This window comes from Arthrobacter sp. 8AJ, assembly GCF_902506025.1.
In the GTDB taxonomy this organism is placed as follows: Bacteria; Actinomycetota; Actinomycetes; order Actinomycetales; family Micrococcaceae; genus Arthrobacter.
Genome location: NZ_LR733289.1, coordinates 1986638 through 2003271 on the forward strand (window position 1 = coordinate 1986638; position 16634 = coordinate 2003271).

Genomic DNA, 16634 nt, shown 5'->3' on the forward strand with positions numbered 1-16634 from the left:
CCAGGTGAAGGCGGCACTGGGGGCGGAGGCCGGCACTTCCGTTTCGTGCACTTAGACCGCGCCAAGGACCCGCAGCGCCGCAGGTTCATGCCGCAGGAGGTGGGACGTGAGCACTGAGCGGCCTTGGCACTCTCTAATGAGGGATCCGGTGGAAGACCTGCAGCGGGACTTCACCGTCCGGGGAGATGGCCTGCCGGACAACCAGGAGCGGATTAACGGCCTGTTGGCCGCGGTGGTGGCCCTCGCCGAGGACCTCAGCCTTGAAGCCGTCCTGGACCGCCTGGTGCGGTCTGCCTGCGCCCTGGTGGGCGCCAAGTATGGAGCCTTGGGTGTCATCGGCGAGGACCGCCGGTTGAGCCACTTCATCACTGTGGGCATCGACGAACAAGACATCCGTTCCATCGGCGAACTGCCCACGGGCAATGGCGTCCTGGGCCTGCTCATCCGTGACCCAAAGCCGTTGCGCCTACACGACCTCGGCCGGCATCCCATCACTTCAGGTTTTCCCCCGAACCACCCGCCCATGCGGACCTTCCTGGGCGTCCCCGTCCGCGTCCGGGATGAAGTGTTCGGAAACCTCTACCTGACCGAGAAACGGGGCGGGGAGGACTTCACCGTGGAGGATGAGGACCTTGCCGTTGCCCTGGCGGCCGCGGCCGGCGTGGCAATCCAGAATGCCCGCCTCTTTGAAAACAGCAGCCGCCGCCAGAAATGGCTGGAGGCAGGCATGGAGCTGAGCAGCCGCCTGATCATGACCCCGCAACCGGGGGACGCGGGCAGCCTGGACGCCGTTGCCGAGACGGCCTTGAAGGTGTCCGATTCGGCGCTTGCGGTGATTGCCGTGCCGGCGGGCGATGGTGCGCTGCGGTGCAGGGCCTGCCTTGGCGTGCAGGGCCTCCAGACAGGCCAGGAACTGATAGCCTCCGAGGCGGTCTCCGGCGTGATCCAGAACGGCGGGTCGTTCGTGGCACAGGACCCGCGGCAGGTTTTCGAAGACAAGATGGCAGAGAAGCTCGGCTCCGTCCTTGTGTTTTCGCTGGGGCACAGCGCCGGCGACAACGGGGTCCTCCTGCTGGCCCGCGCACATGGAGCGCCCGCATTCAACCAGGCTGAGGCGGAATCCAGTGCCATCTTCGGGAGCCGGATTGGGCTGGCGCTGGACCTGGCGCGGGTGAATGCCCTGCGTGAACAAAACCTCCTGTTCACCGACCGGGAGCGGATCGCCCGGGACCTCCACGACCTGGTGATCCAACGCTTGTTTGCTGCCGGACTCAGCATCCAGACCCTGCGCCGCTACACCCTGGACCCGGTGGCGCACGAACGGATTGCCGCCGTGACCACCGAACTCGATGACACCATCCGAAAGCTCAGGGACACCATCTACTCGCTCAGGACCGCGGATGAAGAACGCGAACCCCTGACGGGCCGTATCCTGCGCGTGGTCCGGGAGAGCTCACGAAGTTACGCCGTCACTCCCAAGGTGTCCCTGGACGGACCGGTCGATTCGATCGGGGAAGACGTGGCTGTCCATTTGTTGTCGGTGGCGTCAGAGGGCCTCAGCAACGCTTTGCGGCATTCCGGCGGAGACGAGATCCAGGTCTCGGTCGCCGTTGGCCAGGACCAGGTGGAGCTCCTCATCAGTGACAACGGCCACGGCTTCACCGAACCTGTCCAGGTAAGCGGCCTGGCAAACATGCGCAACCGCGCCGGGCAACTGAAGGGCAGTTGCGTCATCGAGAGCGTCCCCGGCGGGGGCACCTGCGTGAAATGGTCCGTGCCGCTGGCGTAAGCCCCGGCCAGGGTGCGGTTCAGGCAGAGTCCGTGGAGCTCTTGGTGACGTACACGGCGGCTTGCGTCCGGCGCTCGAAACCCAGTTTGGCCAGGATGGACGACACATAATTCTTGACGGTCTTCTCGGCCAGGAACAGGTCATCGCCGATCTGGCGGTTGGTCAACCCCTGGCCGATCAGGGCCAGCACCTTTTTCTCCTGCGCGCTCAGGCCGTCCAACCGGGGGTCGGTGGGCACCGTGGACAGCCCCGCAATGATCTGCTGTTCGACTCCCGGATCAAAAAGGGACTCGCCCGCAGCGGCCCGGCGGATTCCCGCCAGGAGGTCATCACTCCTGATTTGCTTCAGGATGTACCCCGACGCGCCGGCCAGGACCGCCCCACGGAGGGCCTGTTCGTCGTCGTAGCTGGTGAGGATCAGGCAGCGCAGCCGGGGATCGAGTGAACGCACATCCCGGCAGACCTCGATCCCGGTGCCGTCCGGAAGCCGGCCGTCCAGTATGGCGATGTCAGGGTGCAGGGCGGGGATGCGCCGCGTGGCCTCGGCCGCGGATCCGCTCTCGCCGACCACAAGGAACCCTTCGCCTTCCAGCAGGTCCTTCAGGCCCTGCCGGACAAGTTCGTGGTCATCAAGGATGAACACGCGGACCTGCCCGGAAGATCCTGCCGCTTCATCAGCCCCAGTTTCATGCATCTGCACCGAACGCTCCCAAAATCTTCACCACCCCGTCCCGCCTGCGCGGGCCAGGCCCCGGAAGGGCCTGGGTCCCATTGTTCCCTGCCGGGCGTTGTGCCGGAAGGGACCAAAGTCCGCCGGGCACCCCATGTCTCTGCCGGTGCTGCGCATGGCACCATGGCACTGGTGCACCCGTGATGACCTTTGGCCCTGTTCGAGGCAGCGGTTCAGGGACACGCTGGGGTGGGACGGCGACAGGAGGCAACGTGGCAACAGCAGGGAATGGGGCAGGGGTGCCTGCTTCCGATCGGCCATCCGATCGGCGCCCCAGAATCATTGTGGGGGTGGACGGCTCCGAGGCATCCGTCGCCGCGCTCCGGGTGGCCAGCGCAATGGCCGAGCCGCTGTCCGCGCCGGTGGAGGCCTGGGCCTGCTGGGACGTTCCAGCCGGTTACGGCGTGTATTTGGCCGTAGGGATCGAGGGGGTCAAGTATGCCGCCCACCAGGTGCTGCAGCAGGCGCTGGCGGACGCTTTCGGGGAAGTACCGGCATTTGTGCATCCACGCCTGGTGCGCGGCAAGCCCGGCCCCGCGCTGATCGACGCGAGCCGCAACGCCTCGCTGCTGATTGTCGGCAGGAGGGGGCATGGAAACTTCGTGCCCGGGTCCGTCAGTACCGCGTGCGTGAGCCACGCGCACTGCCCTGTGCTGGTGGTGCACGCCCCGGAGGCTGGAGCCGGCGACAATGCTGCCCAGGCCCAGTCTGCTGTGCTGCCCTGACTGGTGCCTGGCGCTGCGGTGACCTGACGCCCACGGGCCCTGGCCCCGGGACCCGCCCGCCGCCGTCGTCCGTGTGCCCGCGTGTCCGTGTGCCCGGTTGTCCTAGTGTCCGTGGTGGCCCTGCCCGTGGTGGTGGGCCGCACCTTCCCCCACCAGTTCGTGAAGTCCTTCGACCGCCTGGGCGAGTGACAGGCCGGGGGATGCGACGACGAAGGGCATCAGGAGCCGGTTCTCCTTGTCCAGGTGGAGGGCGAAGATCCGCTGGATGGCGCCGGCTGCCACCGCTGCAGCAACGCCATCGGCCGTCCTGAGTTCATCGACCAGGCCCACGATGACCTGATGCTCGGCCAGCATGCCGTCCACCAGCAGCCGGGCCTCCGGCATGCCGTGCGGCCCGCTGTAGAGGGGTCCTTCTTCTGCCAGCGCGTGCGGCACCAGCTCCTTGTCGCACCAGTCCAGCAGGGCGGCCTGCGTTTCCTGCCCGGCGCCGGGATCGCCCGCCTCCACGGCCTCCGTGAGCAGGCCCACCAGACCGTTCAGGTGCCGCAGCATGTCGGCGTCGTGCGCCTCGACTGCCTGCAGCGCCTGGGCCTCGGCGGAGGCATCCTTTCCGTTCACCGCGTTCATTCGCTGTTGCCTTCCAGTTGGGTGACATGCCGGTTCGTGGTGCGCAGGGACCAGCGGAGGTCCTTGATTGCCCAATAGGCAGCCCCGTTCATCACCGCAAAACCTGCGATGCCCAGCAAGGGGACCCGGACCACCAGCCCAAGAAGCAGGAGGCAGGCGCCCACTGCGACAAGGACGAGCCCCCGCCGGAAGCGGGTACGGAGTGTCAGCGCAAAGGCATCCTTGTTGAGCAGGGCTGCCAGCTTGGGGTCTTCCGCTTCCAGACCGTGGCTGATCAGGTCGAGTTCGCGTTTTTCGAATTCAGAGAGCATCGCTGCACCCCACTGTCCATTGCCTGCGGGAGCCGCGGACTCAGGTACCCGGGTGGCCGCGCAGGACGGCCAGCCTGTTCTGGTACTCGGCAGCGTCGATCTCCCCGCGGGCGAAGCGCTCAGCCAGGACGTCTTCTGCCACCCGAGGGGGTTGAGGGTGGGCACCATCAGTCCCGGTTCCTTCGGCTCGAAGGCGAGCATCAGGCCAAGGGCGACGGCGGTGGTCATGTTGATCCAGAGGATCTGGGTGGGCAGGATGGGCAGCGTCGCCCCCAGCAGGATGGCCACGAGGATCACCAGGCCTTCGGCCATGTTGGTGGGGAGGGTCCAGACGATGAATTTGGTCAGGTTGTCAAAGACGTTCCGGCCTTCTTCAACAGCCGCCTCGATGGTGGCAAAGTCATCGTCCGTCAGGACAATGTCCGATGCTTCCTTGGCCACTTCCGTTCCGCTGCGCCCCATGGAGATGCCCACGTTTGCCTGGCGAAGGGCGGGTGCATCGTTGACGCCGTCCCCGGTCATGGCGGCCACGTGTCCGCGGGACTGCAGGGCACCGATGAGCCGAAGCTTCTGTTCCGGTGAAACCCGGGCGAACACCGTGGCCCGCTCTACGGCCTCCGGCAGCCGGTCCGCCGGGATGGCATCGAGGTCCGCCCCGGTCAGGGCTGTCCCCGCGGCGCTGTCAGCAGCCAGCCCCACGGCCGCTGCCACCGTGACGGCGGTGCGCACGTGGTCCCCGGTGATCATCTTCACGCCCACGCCTGCGCGCTGGCACGCCTTCACCGAGGCTGCGGCTGCTTCCCGCGGTGGGTCGTGCATCGCGTGAAGCCCGGTCAGGGTCATCCGGCCCCGCAACTCCGTGGCGGAGAGGGGGCCCGAACCGGCGGGAAGGCTCATCATGGCCGTGGCAAGGACCCGGAGCCCGTCGTCCGCGAGCGCGTGGGCTGCACCGAGCACGGCGTGCCTGCGAACGGGCCTGCCGGCGCCCTGGCCGTCCATTTCGTGGGCGCAGAGCTCCAGGACACGTTCCACGGCGCCTTTCACGAACACTGTGCCGCCATCCTCCGGGAGCGTGGATGCGTGGAGGGTGGCCATGAACTGCCGCTCGGACGTGAAGGGCAGCTCTGCCTGCCGCGGGTTGGCAGCCAGGAAGTCCTGCACCTTGATGCCGGCCTTTCCTGCCGCCACAAGCATCGCGGCCTCCGTGGGATCACCGCGCACCTGCCAGCCGGACCCCTCCCTGCGGATGCTGGCGTCATTGCAGGCTGCTCCGCCCAACAGCGACCACTGCAGCGCATCATCCTTGGGCAGCGCAGCATCCCCGGGGTGCGTGGCGCCGCCGGGCTGCGCGGCACCGCCGGGACGTGTCACACCGGCGGCCAGGTTCCGGCCGTCCGGGTGCTGTGGGGCGGGGTGCTGTCCGGCCGACGGGGTGATGTGTCCTTCCGGCCCGTAGCCGGAGCCTGTCACGTCGTACCACCCGGAGGGCGTCCACAGCGCACGGATTGTCATCTGGTTCTCGGTGAAGGTTCCCGTCTTGTCCGAGCAAATCACCGTGGTGCTGCCCAGCGTTTCCACCACGGGCAGCCGGCGCACCACGGCACGGCGCCGGGCCATGCGCCGCACGCCGATGGCAAGCGTGACCGTCACTGCGGCGGGAAGTCCCTCGGGGATGGCCCCCACGGCCAGGGCGACGGCGGCCGTGAACATCTGTCCCGGCCGTTCGCCATGTGCCAGTCCGGCGAGGAACGCCACGGCGGCGAGGGCCAGGATGGCGACGGTGAGGGTGGTGCTGAACCGTGCCAGTTTCAAGGTCAGCGGCGTGGCCACGGGCCGGACGGCACCCATGAGCCGGTGGATTTCGCCGAGTTCGGTTTCGCCGCCGATGGCCACCACGATTCCCGCACCGGTTCCCGCGGTCACCAGGGTGCCGCTGTACAGCATGTTCCGCCGGTCCGCCACGGGCGTGACCTGGGGCAGCACCACCTCGTCCTTGGCTACGGGATCGGATTCGCCCGTCAGTGCGGATTCGTCCACCCGCAGGGCGGACAGGCGTACCAGGCGGAGGTCGGCCGGTACCTTGTCGCCGGCTTCCAGCAGGACGAGGTCGCCGGGGACCAGGTCCTCGGACGGGACATGCTTCCGTTCGCCGCCGCGCATCACGGCCGCATGCGTGCGGACCAGTGAATGGAGGGCATCCAGGGCCGCCTCTGCCCGGACCTCCTGGACGAAGCCGATCAGCGTGTTGACCAGGACCACTGCAAGGATCACGGCGGAATCAAGGAATTCGCCCAGGAAGACGGTGACCACGGCAGCGGCCAACAGCACATAGACCAGCGGATTGTTGAATTGGCGTCCGAGTTTGCGCGCGATGCCTGCGCGCTGTGACCGCGGCAGCTCGTTGACGCCGAACTGGGCACGCCGGCGCGCCACCTCTTCCTGGTCAAGGCCCCTGGCGGCATCCGTCTCAAGCAGCAACACCACCTCGTGGACGGGCAATCCGTGGTGGGCCGTATCCCCGGCGTCTCCGGGTCCGGTGCCACTGCCGGACGGGTCCGGCTGCCGGGCCGTCACGTGGCTGTTCCGGGAGGGCCTGTGCTTCGCCACGGGTGCCGCCGCCCTGATCAGTGTCCCAGCATGGCGTCGAGGGTGGCGAAACCGTACCCCGCGGCCGTGATGCGGTCGATGACCTGGGGGAGGGCGTCGGCGTCCAGCGTCGTCCCGTCGTCGGGGTTGGACCCGATGTGCATGAGGACGATTTCGCCGGGCTGCAGCCCTGCCAGGACGCGGTCGGCCACCGTTTGGATGCTGGCGCCGCCGCTGGTGCCTTTCCAGCCGAGGGTGTCCACGGTCCACCTCACGGACACGTACCCCAGGGTGTTGACCGCCGCGATGGTGCGGGTGTCGCGTTCGCCGTAGGGGAACCGGAACAGCGGCCTGGGGTCGGCCCCGGCAGCCAGGATGGCCTCCTCGGCGCCGCGCACCTGCTGCGCGATCAGGTCATCTCCCAGGCTGGTGAACCCCGGATGGGTCATCGAATGGTTTGCCACACGGTGCCCGGCGGCCACGATCTGCGCCTCGGCCTGCGGGTTGTTCGCCGCCCAGTTGCCGGTCAGGAAGAAAGTCCCGGCAACGCCCCGGGCGGCAAGGGCCGACAGGATTTTCGGCAGCCCTGCCGCGTTGGCTCCTGCATCGAAGGTCAGGGCCACGACACGGCCTGCCCCGGGAATGACGGTCAGGTCCTGGCCGCGGAGGGATTCCGGAAACGGCGCCGGCCGGGCCGGTTCCGGAGGCTGGGCCGGCGCTTCAGGCGGCTCCGGTTCGGGAACCGGTGGCACTGGCACCGGCGGAACGGTCACAGGTGGCTCGACCGGAGCCTGGCCTGCTTCGGGGGTATCGGTTTCCTGCGGCTCCTCTGCCGGCGGGGAACTGCCCGGGGCCGGCGGACTTGTTGGTCCCGGCAGCGGCGATGGGAGCGCCGGTGATGGGGACGGGGAGGCCGACGGCGGCCCGGACGTGGGTGCCGGAAGGAACAGGGCCAGGATGATGGCGAGGACCGCCAGGGCGGCGGCGAGCGCTATGGCGGGCGCCCGTCGTCGTGCGTCACTGGCCGGCACCACCATCACCTGCCTTGGAAGTCAGCCGTCCCTGCCGCCGATGTTCCGTTCAGGAACCCTTGGAACCGTCGGCTTCGGTCTCCGGCGTGTGGACCACAAGGACGGGGCAATGGGCGTGCGCAACGATGGCGGAGCTGACCGAGCCAAGGAGCAGGCCGCCGAACCCGCCGTGTCCCCGGCGCCCCACCACGATCATGTCGGCGTCCCGGCTGGCATCGATCAGCGCTTCCCGGGGATGGCTGCGCACAAGGGTCGAGCTGACGTTGGCCGGTGTCTCGTCTCCGAAGGCCTGCGCCACAGCATCGTCCAGGACCTTCCGGGCCCCCTCCTCGAAGCCCTCGACGCCCATCATCACGTAACCGCTGTACATTTGCGGGTACTCCCAGCAGGCAATGGCCTGGACCTTGGCGCCAAGGGGAGTGGCCATCCGCTGGGCCTGCCGAAGCGCCTCCACGGACGCCTCCGACCCATCGACGCCTACAACGATCCTGGCTATTGGTGCCCCGGCAATGCTCATGTTTGCTCCCTCGTCGGACCCGCGGTGTCAGGCCCATCATGCCTGCAGGCGCGCGGCGGGGCTAGGGCCGAAGGTCATGGCGCACCCGCAGGCGGCACGCCCCCGGTGGGAACCACATCTCCGGGCCCCTCCGGTTCGGTGGCGCCCTGGTCCAGCCGGAACGGCGGATATTCGTCACGCATCAGCGCGGTGTACACCAGGACACGGTAAATCCAGCGGTTGATGCCCAGGATGAAGTCGAACAGCGGCCGCTGGTAGCGGCCGGTGAACAGCAGGATCACTGCCGCTATCAGCACCAGCAGCCCCAGCAGGGACGGCCCGGAGACCCGTTCGTAGGTGGCCCCAAGGACGTTGTCCTCCGACTGCCACCGCCAGACGCTTTCCGTGCTCCCTGCGAAAGCGGCCACCAGGAGCAGATGCGGGATGGACAGGAGCCACCATTTCACCAGGACCAGTCCGCGCGAGAGCCGCTGCGGGTACTCCACGTCAAAATCGGCCGGGTAATTGGCGCGCTTGAGCGTAAACGGCGGGTACAGGTCGGTGCCCACGGCGGCGTAGGCGTAGAAGGCCACGCGCCAGTTCCACCGCAGGACGCCCACGTTGAAGTCGAACAGTGCCCGCGGATAACGGCCGGTAAAGAGGATGGCGAACCCCGCCACGATGGTGGTGACGGCGAACGCGAACCAGAGGAAGAAGAGGAGGATGACATGCGGTATGGCCAGGAACCATTTGACCAGCCACATCCAGCGTGAAAGCCCGGGATCGAGCTCACCAAAGAGCCGCGCGGGGTAGCCGGGGCGGGCGGCAGCTGCCGGGCTGTACTGCTGGGGCGGTGGTGGCGGGACGGTTCCCGGCGTTACGGCCGCTCCCGGCTGGGTCCATGATGCCGGCGTTGTAGAAGGGTAGGGCGGTCCGGCCGCGGCCGGACCATTCATTGACGGTTCCCGATAAACCGGCCCACCCATGCCCGGACCACCCATGTCCGGACCACCCATGGGGCGCCCGCCGTCAGGGCGTGCGGCGTGCCGGCCCAGACCCGCGGCCCCGAAGATGATGAGGGGAACGCCGATCAGCAGGGCGATGATCCCGCCCACCAGCAGGCCCGTGGCTGCCGGCCGGATCAGGTCCGAGCGGAAGCCGGCCTGCGCCTGGACATCAACCCCGGGGGAGGCGTCGGCGTTCATCACCACCACTTCCCAAGCGCCCGGCGTGATGTTCCAGGTGAGCTCCTGCTGTCCCGTTCCCGACGCGGAGGCGGTCCAGAGGCGCTGGTCCGCGGGCGGTGATGCCGGGTTGCCGCCCGGTACATCGCGGTATTCGGCGCGGAACGGCCGCTGGCGGATGTTCAGCAGCTCCGAGTGGTGCACGCCTGAGAGGTACTGTTCGACGTCGGCCTGCCGGCCGATGCCAATGAACACCGGTTTGTCCGGGGTCACTGATTCAACGCGCAGCCGCAGGGTTCCGACGTCGAAGGGCAGCCTGCCGGGAACGTCGTCTCCAATGGCGTCTGCCCGCGGCGAGGTCAGGGCGAATGAACTCACGGAGAAACGCGATGAGCCGGACGTCAGGTATCCGTCCCCCTGGATGGTTCCCACCGTTCCCACCGCCGACGCCACGGCCCCGCCCGCCAGCGCGGCAAGGCCCGGAAGCGTTATCAGGATCCCGAGGATCAGCATGATGATGGCTGCGGGCTTCTTCATGGGGTGAACCTTCCGCGTTAGGTATGCGGGCAGGGCGGTGGGAGGATCAGCGGGCGGTGCTGGGCGGTGCTGCCTAGATGGCGTTCGTTGCTGCCTGGGTCCGGGTGATGATGGTGGGGCAGGGCAGGTGCTTCAGGACCCCGTGGGCGGTGGAGCCCAGCAGGAGGCGTTTGAAGGCGCCCCGGCCGCGGCTGCCCACCACCAGGAGCCGGGCTCCTGCTGCGGCTTCGACGAGGGCGTCCACGGGGCCTTTGTCGGTTTCCAGCCGCTGGTGCACGGTGAGGTCGGGGTAGTCTTCCTTCAGCCCGGCGACGGTTTCGGAGAGGACAACCCGGTCCTCGTCCACGATGAGGTCCGCGAGGGCACCCGGCGTCAGACCTGCATCGATGATGGGATCGGGCACGCTGACGGCGTACACGACCGTGAGCTCGTCTCCCTCGCGGTCTGCTTCAGCGGCTGCGAAGGCAACGGCCTGGGTGGCCTCCGGTGACCCGTCAACGCCCACCACCACTCCCGACCTGCCCTCGAGGTCCTGGGTTCCGACGACGGCGACGGGGACCTTGGCAGCGGTGGCCACCTGGAGGGCGCGGTCGGCAAGGGCGCCGCCGAGGTGGCCGCTGCCGGACCCAATGACCATCATCGAAGTTTTCTTGGAGTACTTGGCCAGGGAGCCGCCCACGCTTCCGGTGAGCAGTTCCGTGGCGGGCGTGATGGGAACCGCTCCTTCCAGGCGCCTGGCGGCGGTCTTGAGGAGTTCCTCGCCCGCCTGCTGGAGGGTTCCGAACCACGGATAGGGTTCGGCAACCCAGCGGTCGTCCACCACATGGAGGACCACCAGTGGCAGGCCCGCCCGGTGGGCCCGGCGGGCTGCCCACAGGACCGCGGCCTGGCTTTGGGCTGAGTCGTTGGTGCCCGCAGCTATGGGTTTTTGCGATGTCATGGCCGCTCTTCCTGCTCGTCGTGAACTGGGGTTTCCTGCCTTTCAAGACTGGCCCCGGCCTTGGCGGCACTCTAGGGCCAAAAGTCACGGAAGCGCTGCTCAGGCGCTTCTACGCTCCCGGTTCTGCCGGAGCGACGGGCTCCGGGCCCGGAGTGTCCTTTTCCGCGAGGGTCTTGAAAATGGTCCAGCCGACGGCGGTGAGCGGCACTGCCAGCAGGGCCCCGATGACGCCGGCCAGGGTGGCCCCGGCGGCCAGGGCGAGGATGATCACCAGCCCGTGGATCCGCAAGACCCGGCCCATGAAAAGGGGCTGGAGGATATGGTGCTCGAACTGGTTGGCGGCCACCAGGATCACCAGGACAATGAGGGCGGTAACCGGCCCGTTTTCCACCAGGGCCACCAGCACCGCGAGGCTGCCGGCGGCGGTTGCTCCGATGATCGGAATGAAACCGCCCAGGAAGACCACCGCGGCCAGCGGCACTGCCAGGGGAACCCGCAGGACCAGGAGCCCGATCAGGACCATCAAGGCGTCAATGGCAGCGATGATGAGTGTCCCGCGGACGTAGCCGCCCAGCACCACGATGCTTCGCCCGGCCGCCAGATGTGCCTTGCCCTGGCGGGTTGCCGGGAGAAACCCGATCAGGAACGAGCGGATCTTCTCGCCGTCCTTGAGGAAGAAGAAGAGGATGACTGCCGTCAGGACCGTACCGGCCGCAATCTCACCAGCCGTTCTCAGCCCTGTCAACGCGTCGGCCCCCAGGCTCCCGCCGGCAAGGAACTTCTGGAACTCCTCCCGCGCGGCATTGATCTGGTCGTTCGTCAGCGCCACGGGGCCGGTGGTAACGAACTGCTGAAGTTGGCCTATACCGGCTTCTGCCCGGGCTGCCAGGACGGAGGCCTGCTGCCTGACCAGTGTGATGATGCCTCCCACCACGCCGGCCGCCACTGCCAGGATCACCAGGAAGGAGGACAGGACGGCAAGGGCGCGGGGCCAGCCGCGGGCAGCAAGCCAGCGGACCGCGGGAGCCATGGCCGAGGCCAGGATCAAGGCCACCATCACCGGGATGGTGACCAGGGGAACCCTGGTCGCGGCCGTCACCACTGCCCAGGCGAGCGCCAGTAGGGAGAGCGTCTGGACTGCCCGTATGCTTGCCCGGCCCAGGCCGTCGGTCCACAGGAGGGACATCCGGCCGCTAAAAGACCGCGGACGGGAGCGATCTGCCGCGTCCCCGTCCAGAGGTTCATTGCCTTCCATGGGCTTTCTCCTTGCTGCCGGGTGCACCTGAGGTTCCATCAGCATTTGTTGGTCAGTATGCTTACTATTGTCTGCCCACCGCAACGAGAAAGGCACCATCATGACTGAACAGAACGTCCCGGACGATGAGCTGGAAGTCGTGGAGCAGGACGACGTGCTTCTCGACGAAACTCCCGGCGCGGCGTCGTCCCTGGAACTGGACCCCGTATCGGGGGAGCCTGACAGCTACCCGGGTGCTGCCGAAAACAACCCCGACCGCTGGCAGGATGACCCCTTGCTGCAGGACGAGGCCCTCTCCGGTGAAGAGGAGGACTTCCTGAGCGACCAGGCGCTGCGGGATGAAAGCGCCCGGGCGCGGTACCGTTCGGGCGATGAGCAGGTATCGCCGGACACCCCCACCCTGGGGGAGGCCGCAGCGGATGTCGATTTTGGGGAAGCCCCCACCGGCCTCGAGGCTGACGGCAGCGACGACGAGGAGAATTTTGGCGGCTCGCCGCTCAGCGAGTTTGAGCCCGACGACCTGGAACGCTAGCAACCCCGCGGGCCGGGCCGGCGTGGCCCGGCCGGCAGGGGAGGGAGACCCATGCAATCCAAAGAACTGCTGCTGGAGTCCTTCGATCGGCTCCCGGGCCTGGTCCGGGAGGCCCTCGACGGGCTGGACGCGGCGCAGCTGCAGCGCCGGCCGGGTGGCAACGGCAATTCCATCGCGTGGCTGATCTGGCATACGGGCCGGGTGGAGGATGCGCAGGTAGCCTCCGCTGCGGGCCTGGAACAGGTGTGGACCGCTGAAGGTTTCGTTAAGCGTTTCGGCCTTCCGCTGGGGGAACGCGACACGGGCTACGGCCACTCCAGTGAACAGGTGGACGCCGTCAGGGCGCCGCGGGAGCTGTTGCAGGAGTACTACGAAGCCGTCCACCGGCAGACCGCCAAGGTCCTGGAAGACATTGCTGATCCGGACCTGGACCGCGTGGTTGACAGGCACTGGAATCCACCTGTGACCCTCGGAGTGCGGCTGGTCAGCATTCTGGGGGACTGCCTTCAGCACATCGGCCAGGCCGCCTACGCCAAGGGGCTGCATGGCGGAACGGCAGGCGCCGGCGGTGCGTGAACTGGTGGTATTGGGCACCGCTTCCCAGGTTCCCACCCGGACTCGGAACCACAACGGCTACTTCCTGCGCTGGGACGGCGAGGGGCTGCTTTTCGACCCCGGTGAGGGAACCCAGCGCCAGATGATCCACGCCGGCGTCGCGGCCGGCCACATCACCAGGATCTGCCTCACCCATGTGCACGGTGACCACTGCTACGGGTTGCCTGGGGTCCTGTCCCGGATGGCCCTTGACGGTGTGCCACACCCTGTCCACCTGCACTATCCGGCGTCGGGTGACCCGGTGGTGCAGGCCTTGGTGGCAGTGGGTTCGCCCGGCATCGACCTGCGGCTCCACCCGCATTCGGGCGCCGGGCCCGTGGCGGACTGCCTGGAGGTGCAGCCCCTGAGGCACCGCATCGAGACCTACGGTTACCAGCTAAGGGAGCCTGACGGACGCACGTTACTGCCGGAGCGGCTCCGGGCGGCAGGAATCGGAGGGCCGGATGTGGGCCGGCTGCAACGCGACGGCGTCCTTGGGGCAGTCAGGCTGGAGGATGTGAGCGTACCCAGGCCGGGCCAGCGCTTCGCCTTCATTATGGACACCGCGCCGTGCCCGGGCGCCGAGGACCTGGCGGACGGGGCTGACCTGCTGGTCACCGAGTCAACGTTCAGTGACGACGACGACGCCCTGGCACGGCAATACCTGCACCTCACTGCCGGGCAGGCCGGGGAGCTGGCGGCGTCCGGCAGGGCCCGCACCCTGGTGCTCACCCACTTCTCCGCACGGTACGGCGACGACGTCTCAGTGCTGGAACAACAGGCGCAGGCACGGGCTCCGGGGGTTACCGTGATCGCCGCCAACGACCTTGACCGCATCCCCGTCCCACGGCGGCCCCAACAACGGCGATAGGGTTAAACCATGACGGCAGCAGCTGAATCCACGGTCACTTTCGATGGCCGTTTCGCCCGGGAACTGGCGGAACTCGCCGTGCCCTGGCAGGCCGAGGAAGCGCCCAGCCCTGAGCTCCTCGTCCTGAACGGGAAACTGGCAACGGACCTGGGCCTCGACCCGCAGTACCTGCGCAGCCCCGAGGGTGTGCGGCTCCTTGTGGGAAACCATGTGCCGGCCGGTGCCACACCCGTGGCGCAGGCGTACGCCGGACACCAGTTTGGCGGGTATTCGCCCCTGCTCGGCGACGGACGGGCCCTGCTGCTGGGCGAGGTCACTGACCGGGCCGGCCGCCTCCTGGACGTCCATCTCAAAGGTTCGGGGCGAACGCCCTTCGCCCGCGCGGGGGACGGCCGTGCCGTGGTCGGGCCCATGCTGCGTGAGTACATCGTCAGTGAGGCCATGCACGCACTGCACATTCCCACCACCCGTTCACTCGCCGTCGTGGCCACCGGCCGGCAGGTCCGGCGCGATGACATGCTGCCCGGCGCCGTCCTGGCGCGGGTTGCGGGCAGCCATTTGCGCGTCGGCAGCTTCCAGTACGCCCGCGCCACCGAAAATATGGACCTCCTGAAGCGGCTGGCGGACCACGCCATCGGCAGGCACTACCCCCACGCGGCGGATGCCGACAACCCCTACCTTGCGCTGTTCGCGGCGGTCGTCTCCGCCCAGGCGGAGCTGGTGGCCCGGTGGATGCTCGTTGGCTTCGTACACGGGGTCATGAACACGGACAACATGACCATCTCCGGGGAAACCATCGACTACGGCCCGTGCGCGTTCATGGATGCCTTCAACCCGGCCGCCGTTTACAGTTCCATTGACGTCGGCGGACGCTATGCCTATGCCAACCAGCCTGTCCTGGCCGAATGGAACCTGGCCCGGCTCGCCGAGGCCATGCTGCCGCTGATTGACCAGGACCAGGAGAAAGCCGTGGCCCCGGCAGTGGAGGTCCTGGGCAGTTTCCGGGGCCACTACAGCCAGGCATGGACCCGCGGGATGACGGCCAAGCTGGGGCTGGACAGCGTCGATGAAAACGGCGCCGGGGCCCTGGTGGATGATGTCCTCGACCTTCTTAAGGACGGACCCGTGGACTACACCCTGTTCTTCCGCAACCTGGGCAAAGCGGCCCGCGGGGACCTTCGTCCCGTGCGCGGCATGGTCCTCGACCTGGCCGCCCTCGATGCCTGGCTGGACCGGTGGCAGGCGCTGCAACCTGACCCGGAGCTGATGGACAGCGTGAACCCGGCCTACATTCCGCGGAACCACCTGGTGGAAGAGGCGCTGTCCGCTGCCACCGCCGGAAACCTGGCTCCACTGCAGCAACTGCTGGAGGCGGTCAGCGACCCCTTCACCGAGCGGCCCGGCCTGGAACGCTACCTGCAGGGGGCGCCCGACGACTTCGGCAGCTACATGACCTTCTGCGGCACCTGACCGCAGCGGGCCGCGGGGGCAAAACGACAGGAGGGTGGCAACCGGTATTCCCGGCTGCCACCCTCCTGCTTCGTCCGGGGCCGCCAAGGGCACCGGACAGTGCGAAGACTAGGCTACGCGCACAGCGGAGTAGCCGCCGAGCCAGCTGATGGAGTGCACCTGCGTGTCGAAGCCGTTGACGCCGCCGCTGACAACCTGGCCGTTGCCTGCGTAAACGCCCACGTGTCCGGAGGTGATGATCAGGTCGCCGGGGGCGGGAGCGCCTACAACGGTGCCGTACTGGAAGAACTGGGTGGGGGCCAGGTCGCCCACGGACTTGCCGACGGAACGCAGCGCCTTCTCGACCATGGCGGTGCAATCCTGCTTGACGCCCAGCTGGCCGTAGGCCGAGGCGAGGATCGCTGCGCCGGTGCCGGTGCCGGTGGTTGATGCCACGGGGGTTGCCGAGGCGTAAGACATGTTCATGCCGGTGTTCGCCGGAGCGGTGGCGGCTGCGGCCTGCACGGGTGCTGCTGCAGGGGCCGGCGCCGGGGCTGCGGTGTAGCCTGCGCCCGGAATCTGGATCTGGTCGCCCGGGTAGATGATCGAGGACAGTCCCAGGCCGTTGGCGGACAGCACGTCATTGAGGCTGACGCCGTAGGCTGAAGCGATGGCGCCAAGGGTGTCGCCGGAAACGACGGTGTGGACGTTACCTGCTGCTGCAGCGGGGGCTGCGGCCGGGGCAGCGGGTGCCGAGGTGGCCTGGACGCTGGTCTGCTCAGTGGTGTCCGGGCCGGATACACCTGCATGGGCCGGGGCGCCGACTCCGAAGGCGATGCCGGACGCTGCAGCAACGGCGAGCGCCGGGCGGCCCAGCGAGCGGGCCTGGGATTTTGCTGTTACGGCGAGGCCCTCGAGCACAATGGAGCGGGCCGGAGTCGCGCGGTGACGGGCTGAAATGGAATTTTTTGACACGG

The 16634-nt window shown here is 68.1% G+C and carries 15 protein-coding genes; 6 read left to right on the forward strand and 9 right to left on the reverse strand.

All coding sequences use genetic code 11. The features are described 5' to 3' along the window. Positions 1–136 precede the first annotated feature (136 nt). On the forward strand, positions 137–1789 hold the full coding sequence (locus tag BACI349Y_RS09250; protein WP_159631854.1) for a GAF domain-containing sensor histidine kinase: 1653 nt from the start codon (positions 137–139) through the stop codon (positions 1787–1789). A 19-nt stretch (positions 1790–1808) separates the two neighbouring features. Here BACI349Y_RS09250 and BACI349Y_RS09255 read toward each other — a convergent pair whose 3' ends face one another. Then, positions 1809–2483, reverse strand: coding sequence for a response regulator (locus BACI349Y_RS09255; protein WP_159631855.1), 675 nt, complete (start codon positions 2481–2483; stop codon positions 1809–1811). A gap of 275 nt (positions 2484–2758) precedes the next feature. Between BACI349Y_RS09255 and BACI349Y_RS09260 the strand changes: the two genes are divergently transcribed. Continuing rightward, on the forward strand, positions 2759–3244 hold the full coding sequence (locus BACI349Y_RS09260) for a universal stress protein (RefSeq protein ID WP_268891527.1): 486 nt from the start codon (positions 2759–2761) through the stop codon (positions 3242–3244). 102 nt (positions 3245–3346) lie between these two features. Here the strand turns inward: BACI349Y_RS09260 and BACI349Y_RS09265 are convergent, their stop codons facing one another. The 7 genes from BACI349Y_RS09265 to BACI349Y_RS09305 all read right to left on the reverse strand — a co-directional run bounded on the left by BACI349Y_RS09265 (position 3347) and on the right by BACI349Y_RS09305 (position 12211). Further along, the gene (locus BACI349Y_RS09265; protein WP_159631857.1) at positions 3347–3871 is read right to left on the reverse strand and encodes a hemerythrin domain-containing protein; all 525 of its coding nucleotides are present in this window, start codon (positions 3869–3871) and stop codon (positions 3347–3349) included. After that, complete coding sequence (locus tag BACI349Y_RS09280; RefSeq protein ID WP_328699852.1) at positions 3868–6789, reverse strand: HAD-IC family P-type ATPase; 2922 nt, start codon at positions 6787–6789, stop codon at positions 3868–3870. The genes BACI349Y_RS09265 and BACI349Y_RS09280 overlap by 4 nt, the downstream gene beginning before the upstream one ends. A gap of 17 nt (positions 6790–6806) precedes the next feature. Next, positions 6807–7805, reverse strand: coding sequence for a polysaccharide deacetylase family protein (locus tag BACI349Y_RS09285; RefSeq protein ID WP_159631858.1), 999 nt, complete (start codon positions 7803–7805; stop codon positions 6807–6809). A gap of 43 nt (positions 7806–7848) precedes the next feature. Next, the gene (locus BACI349Y_RS09290) at positions 7849–8316 is read right to left on the reverse strand and encodes a universal stress protein (RefSeq protein WP_159631859.1); all 468 of its coding nucleotides are present in this window, start codon (positions 8314–8316) and stop codon (positions 7849–7851) included. Between the two features lie 74 nt (positions 8317–8390). Next, positions 8391–10016: a DUF4389 domain-containing protein gene (locus tag BACI349Y_RS09295; protein ID WP_159631860.1), complete on the reverse strand. Its 1626-nt coding sequence runs from the start codon at positions 10014–10016 to the stop codon at positions 8391–8393. A 73-nt stretch (positions 10017–10089) separates the two neighbouring features. Further along, a complete protein-coding gene (locus tag BACI349Y_RS09300; RefSeq protein WP_159631861.1) occupies positions 10090–10956 on the reverse strand; it encodes a universal stress protein in 867 nt (288 codons plus the stop codon). A 109-nt stretch (positions 10957–11065) separates the two neighbouring features. Next, entirely contained in the window at positions 11066–12211 is a 1146-nt protein-coding gene (locus tag BACI349Y_RS09305) for an AI-2E family transporter (RefSeq protein ID WP_236560779.1), read from the reverse strand. A gap of 100 nt (positions 12212–12311) precedes the next feature. Between BACI349Y_RS09305 and BACI349Y_RS09310 the strand changes: the two genes are divergently transcribed. Genes BACI349Y_RS09310 through BACI349Y_RS09325 form a run of 4 tightly spaced genes read left to right on the forward strand, consistent with a single transcriptional unit; the run spans position 12312 to position 15678 of the window. Then, positions 12312–12743, forward strand: a complete 432-nt coding sequence (locus BACI349Y_RS09310; protein ID WP_159631862.1) for a hypothetical protein — start codon at positions 12312–12314, stop codon at positions 12741–12743. Between the two features lie 51 nt (positions 12744–12794). Further along, the gene (locus tag BACI349Y_RS09315; protein WP_159631863.1) at positions 12795–13319 is read left to right on the forward strand and encodes a mycothiol transferase; all 525 of its coding nucleotides are present in this window, start codon (positions 12795–12797) and stop codon (positions 13317–13319) included. Further along, on the forward strand, positions 13312–14208 hold the full coding sequence (locus BACI349Y_RS09320) for a ribonuclease Z (protein ID WP_159635451.1): 897 nt from the start codon (positions 13312–13314) through the stop codon (positions 14206–14208). Before BACI349Y_RS09315 ends, BACI349Y_RS09320 begins: the two co-directional genes overlap by 8 nt. A 9-nt stretch (positions 14209–14217) precedes the next feature. Next, a complete protein-coding gene (locus tag BACI349Y_RS09325; protein ID WP_159631864.1) occupies positions 14218–15678 on the forward strand; it encodes a protein adenylyltransferase SelO in 1461 nt (486 codons plus the stop codon). A 108-nt stretch (positions 15679–15786) separates the two neighbouring features. On the opposite strand, the gene BACI349Y_RS09330 is transcribed toward BACI349Y_RS09325, so the two are convergent. Beyond that, complete coding sequence (locus BACI349Y_RS09330; RefSeq protein WP_159631865.1) at positions 15787–16632, reverse strand: C40 family peptidase; 846 nt, start codon at positions 16630–16632, stop codon at positions 15787–15789. Positions 16633–16634 lie beyond the last annotated feature (2 nt).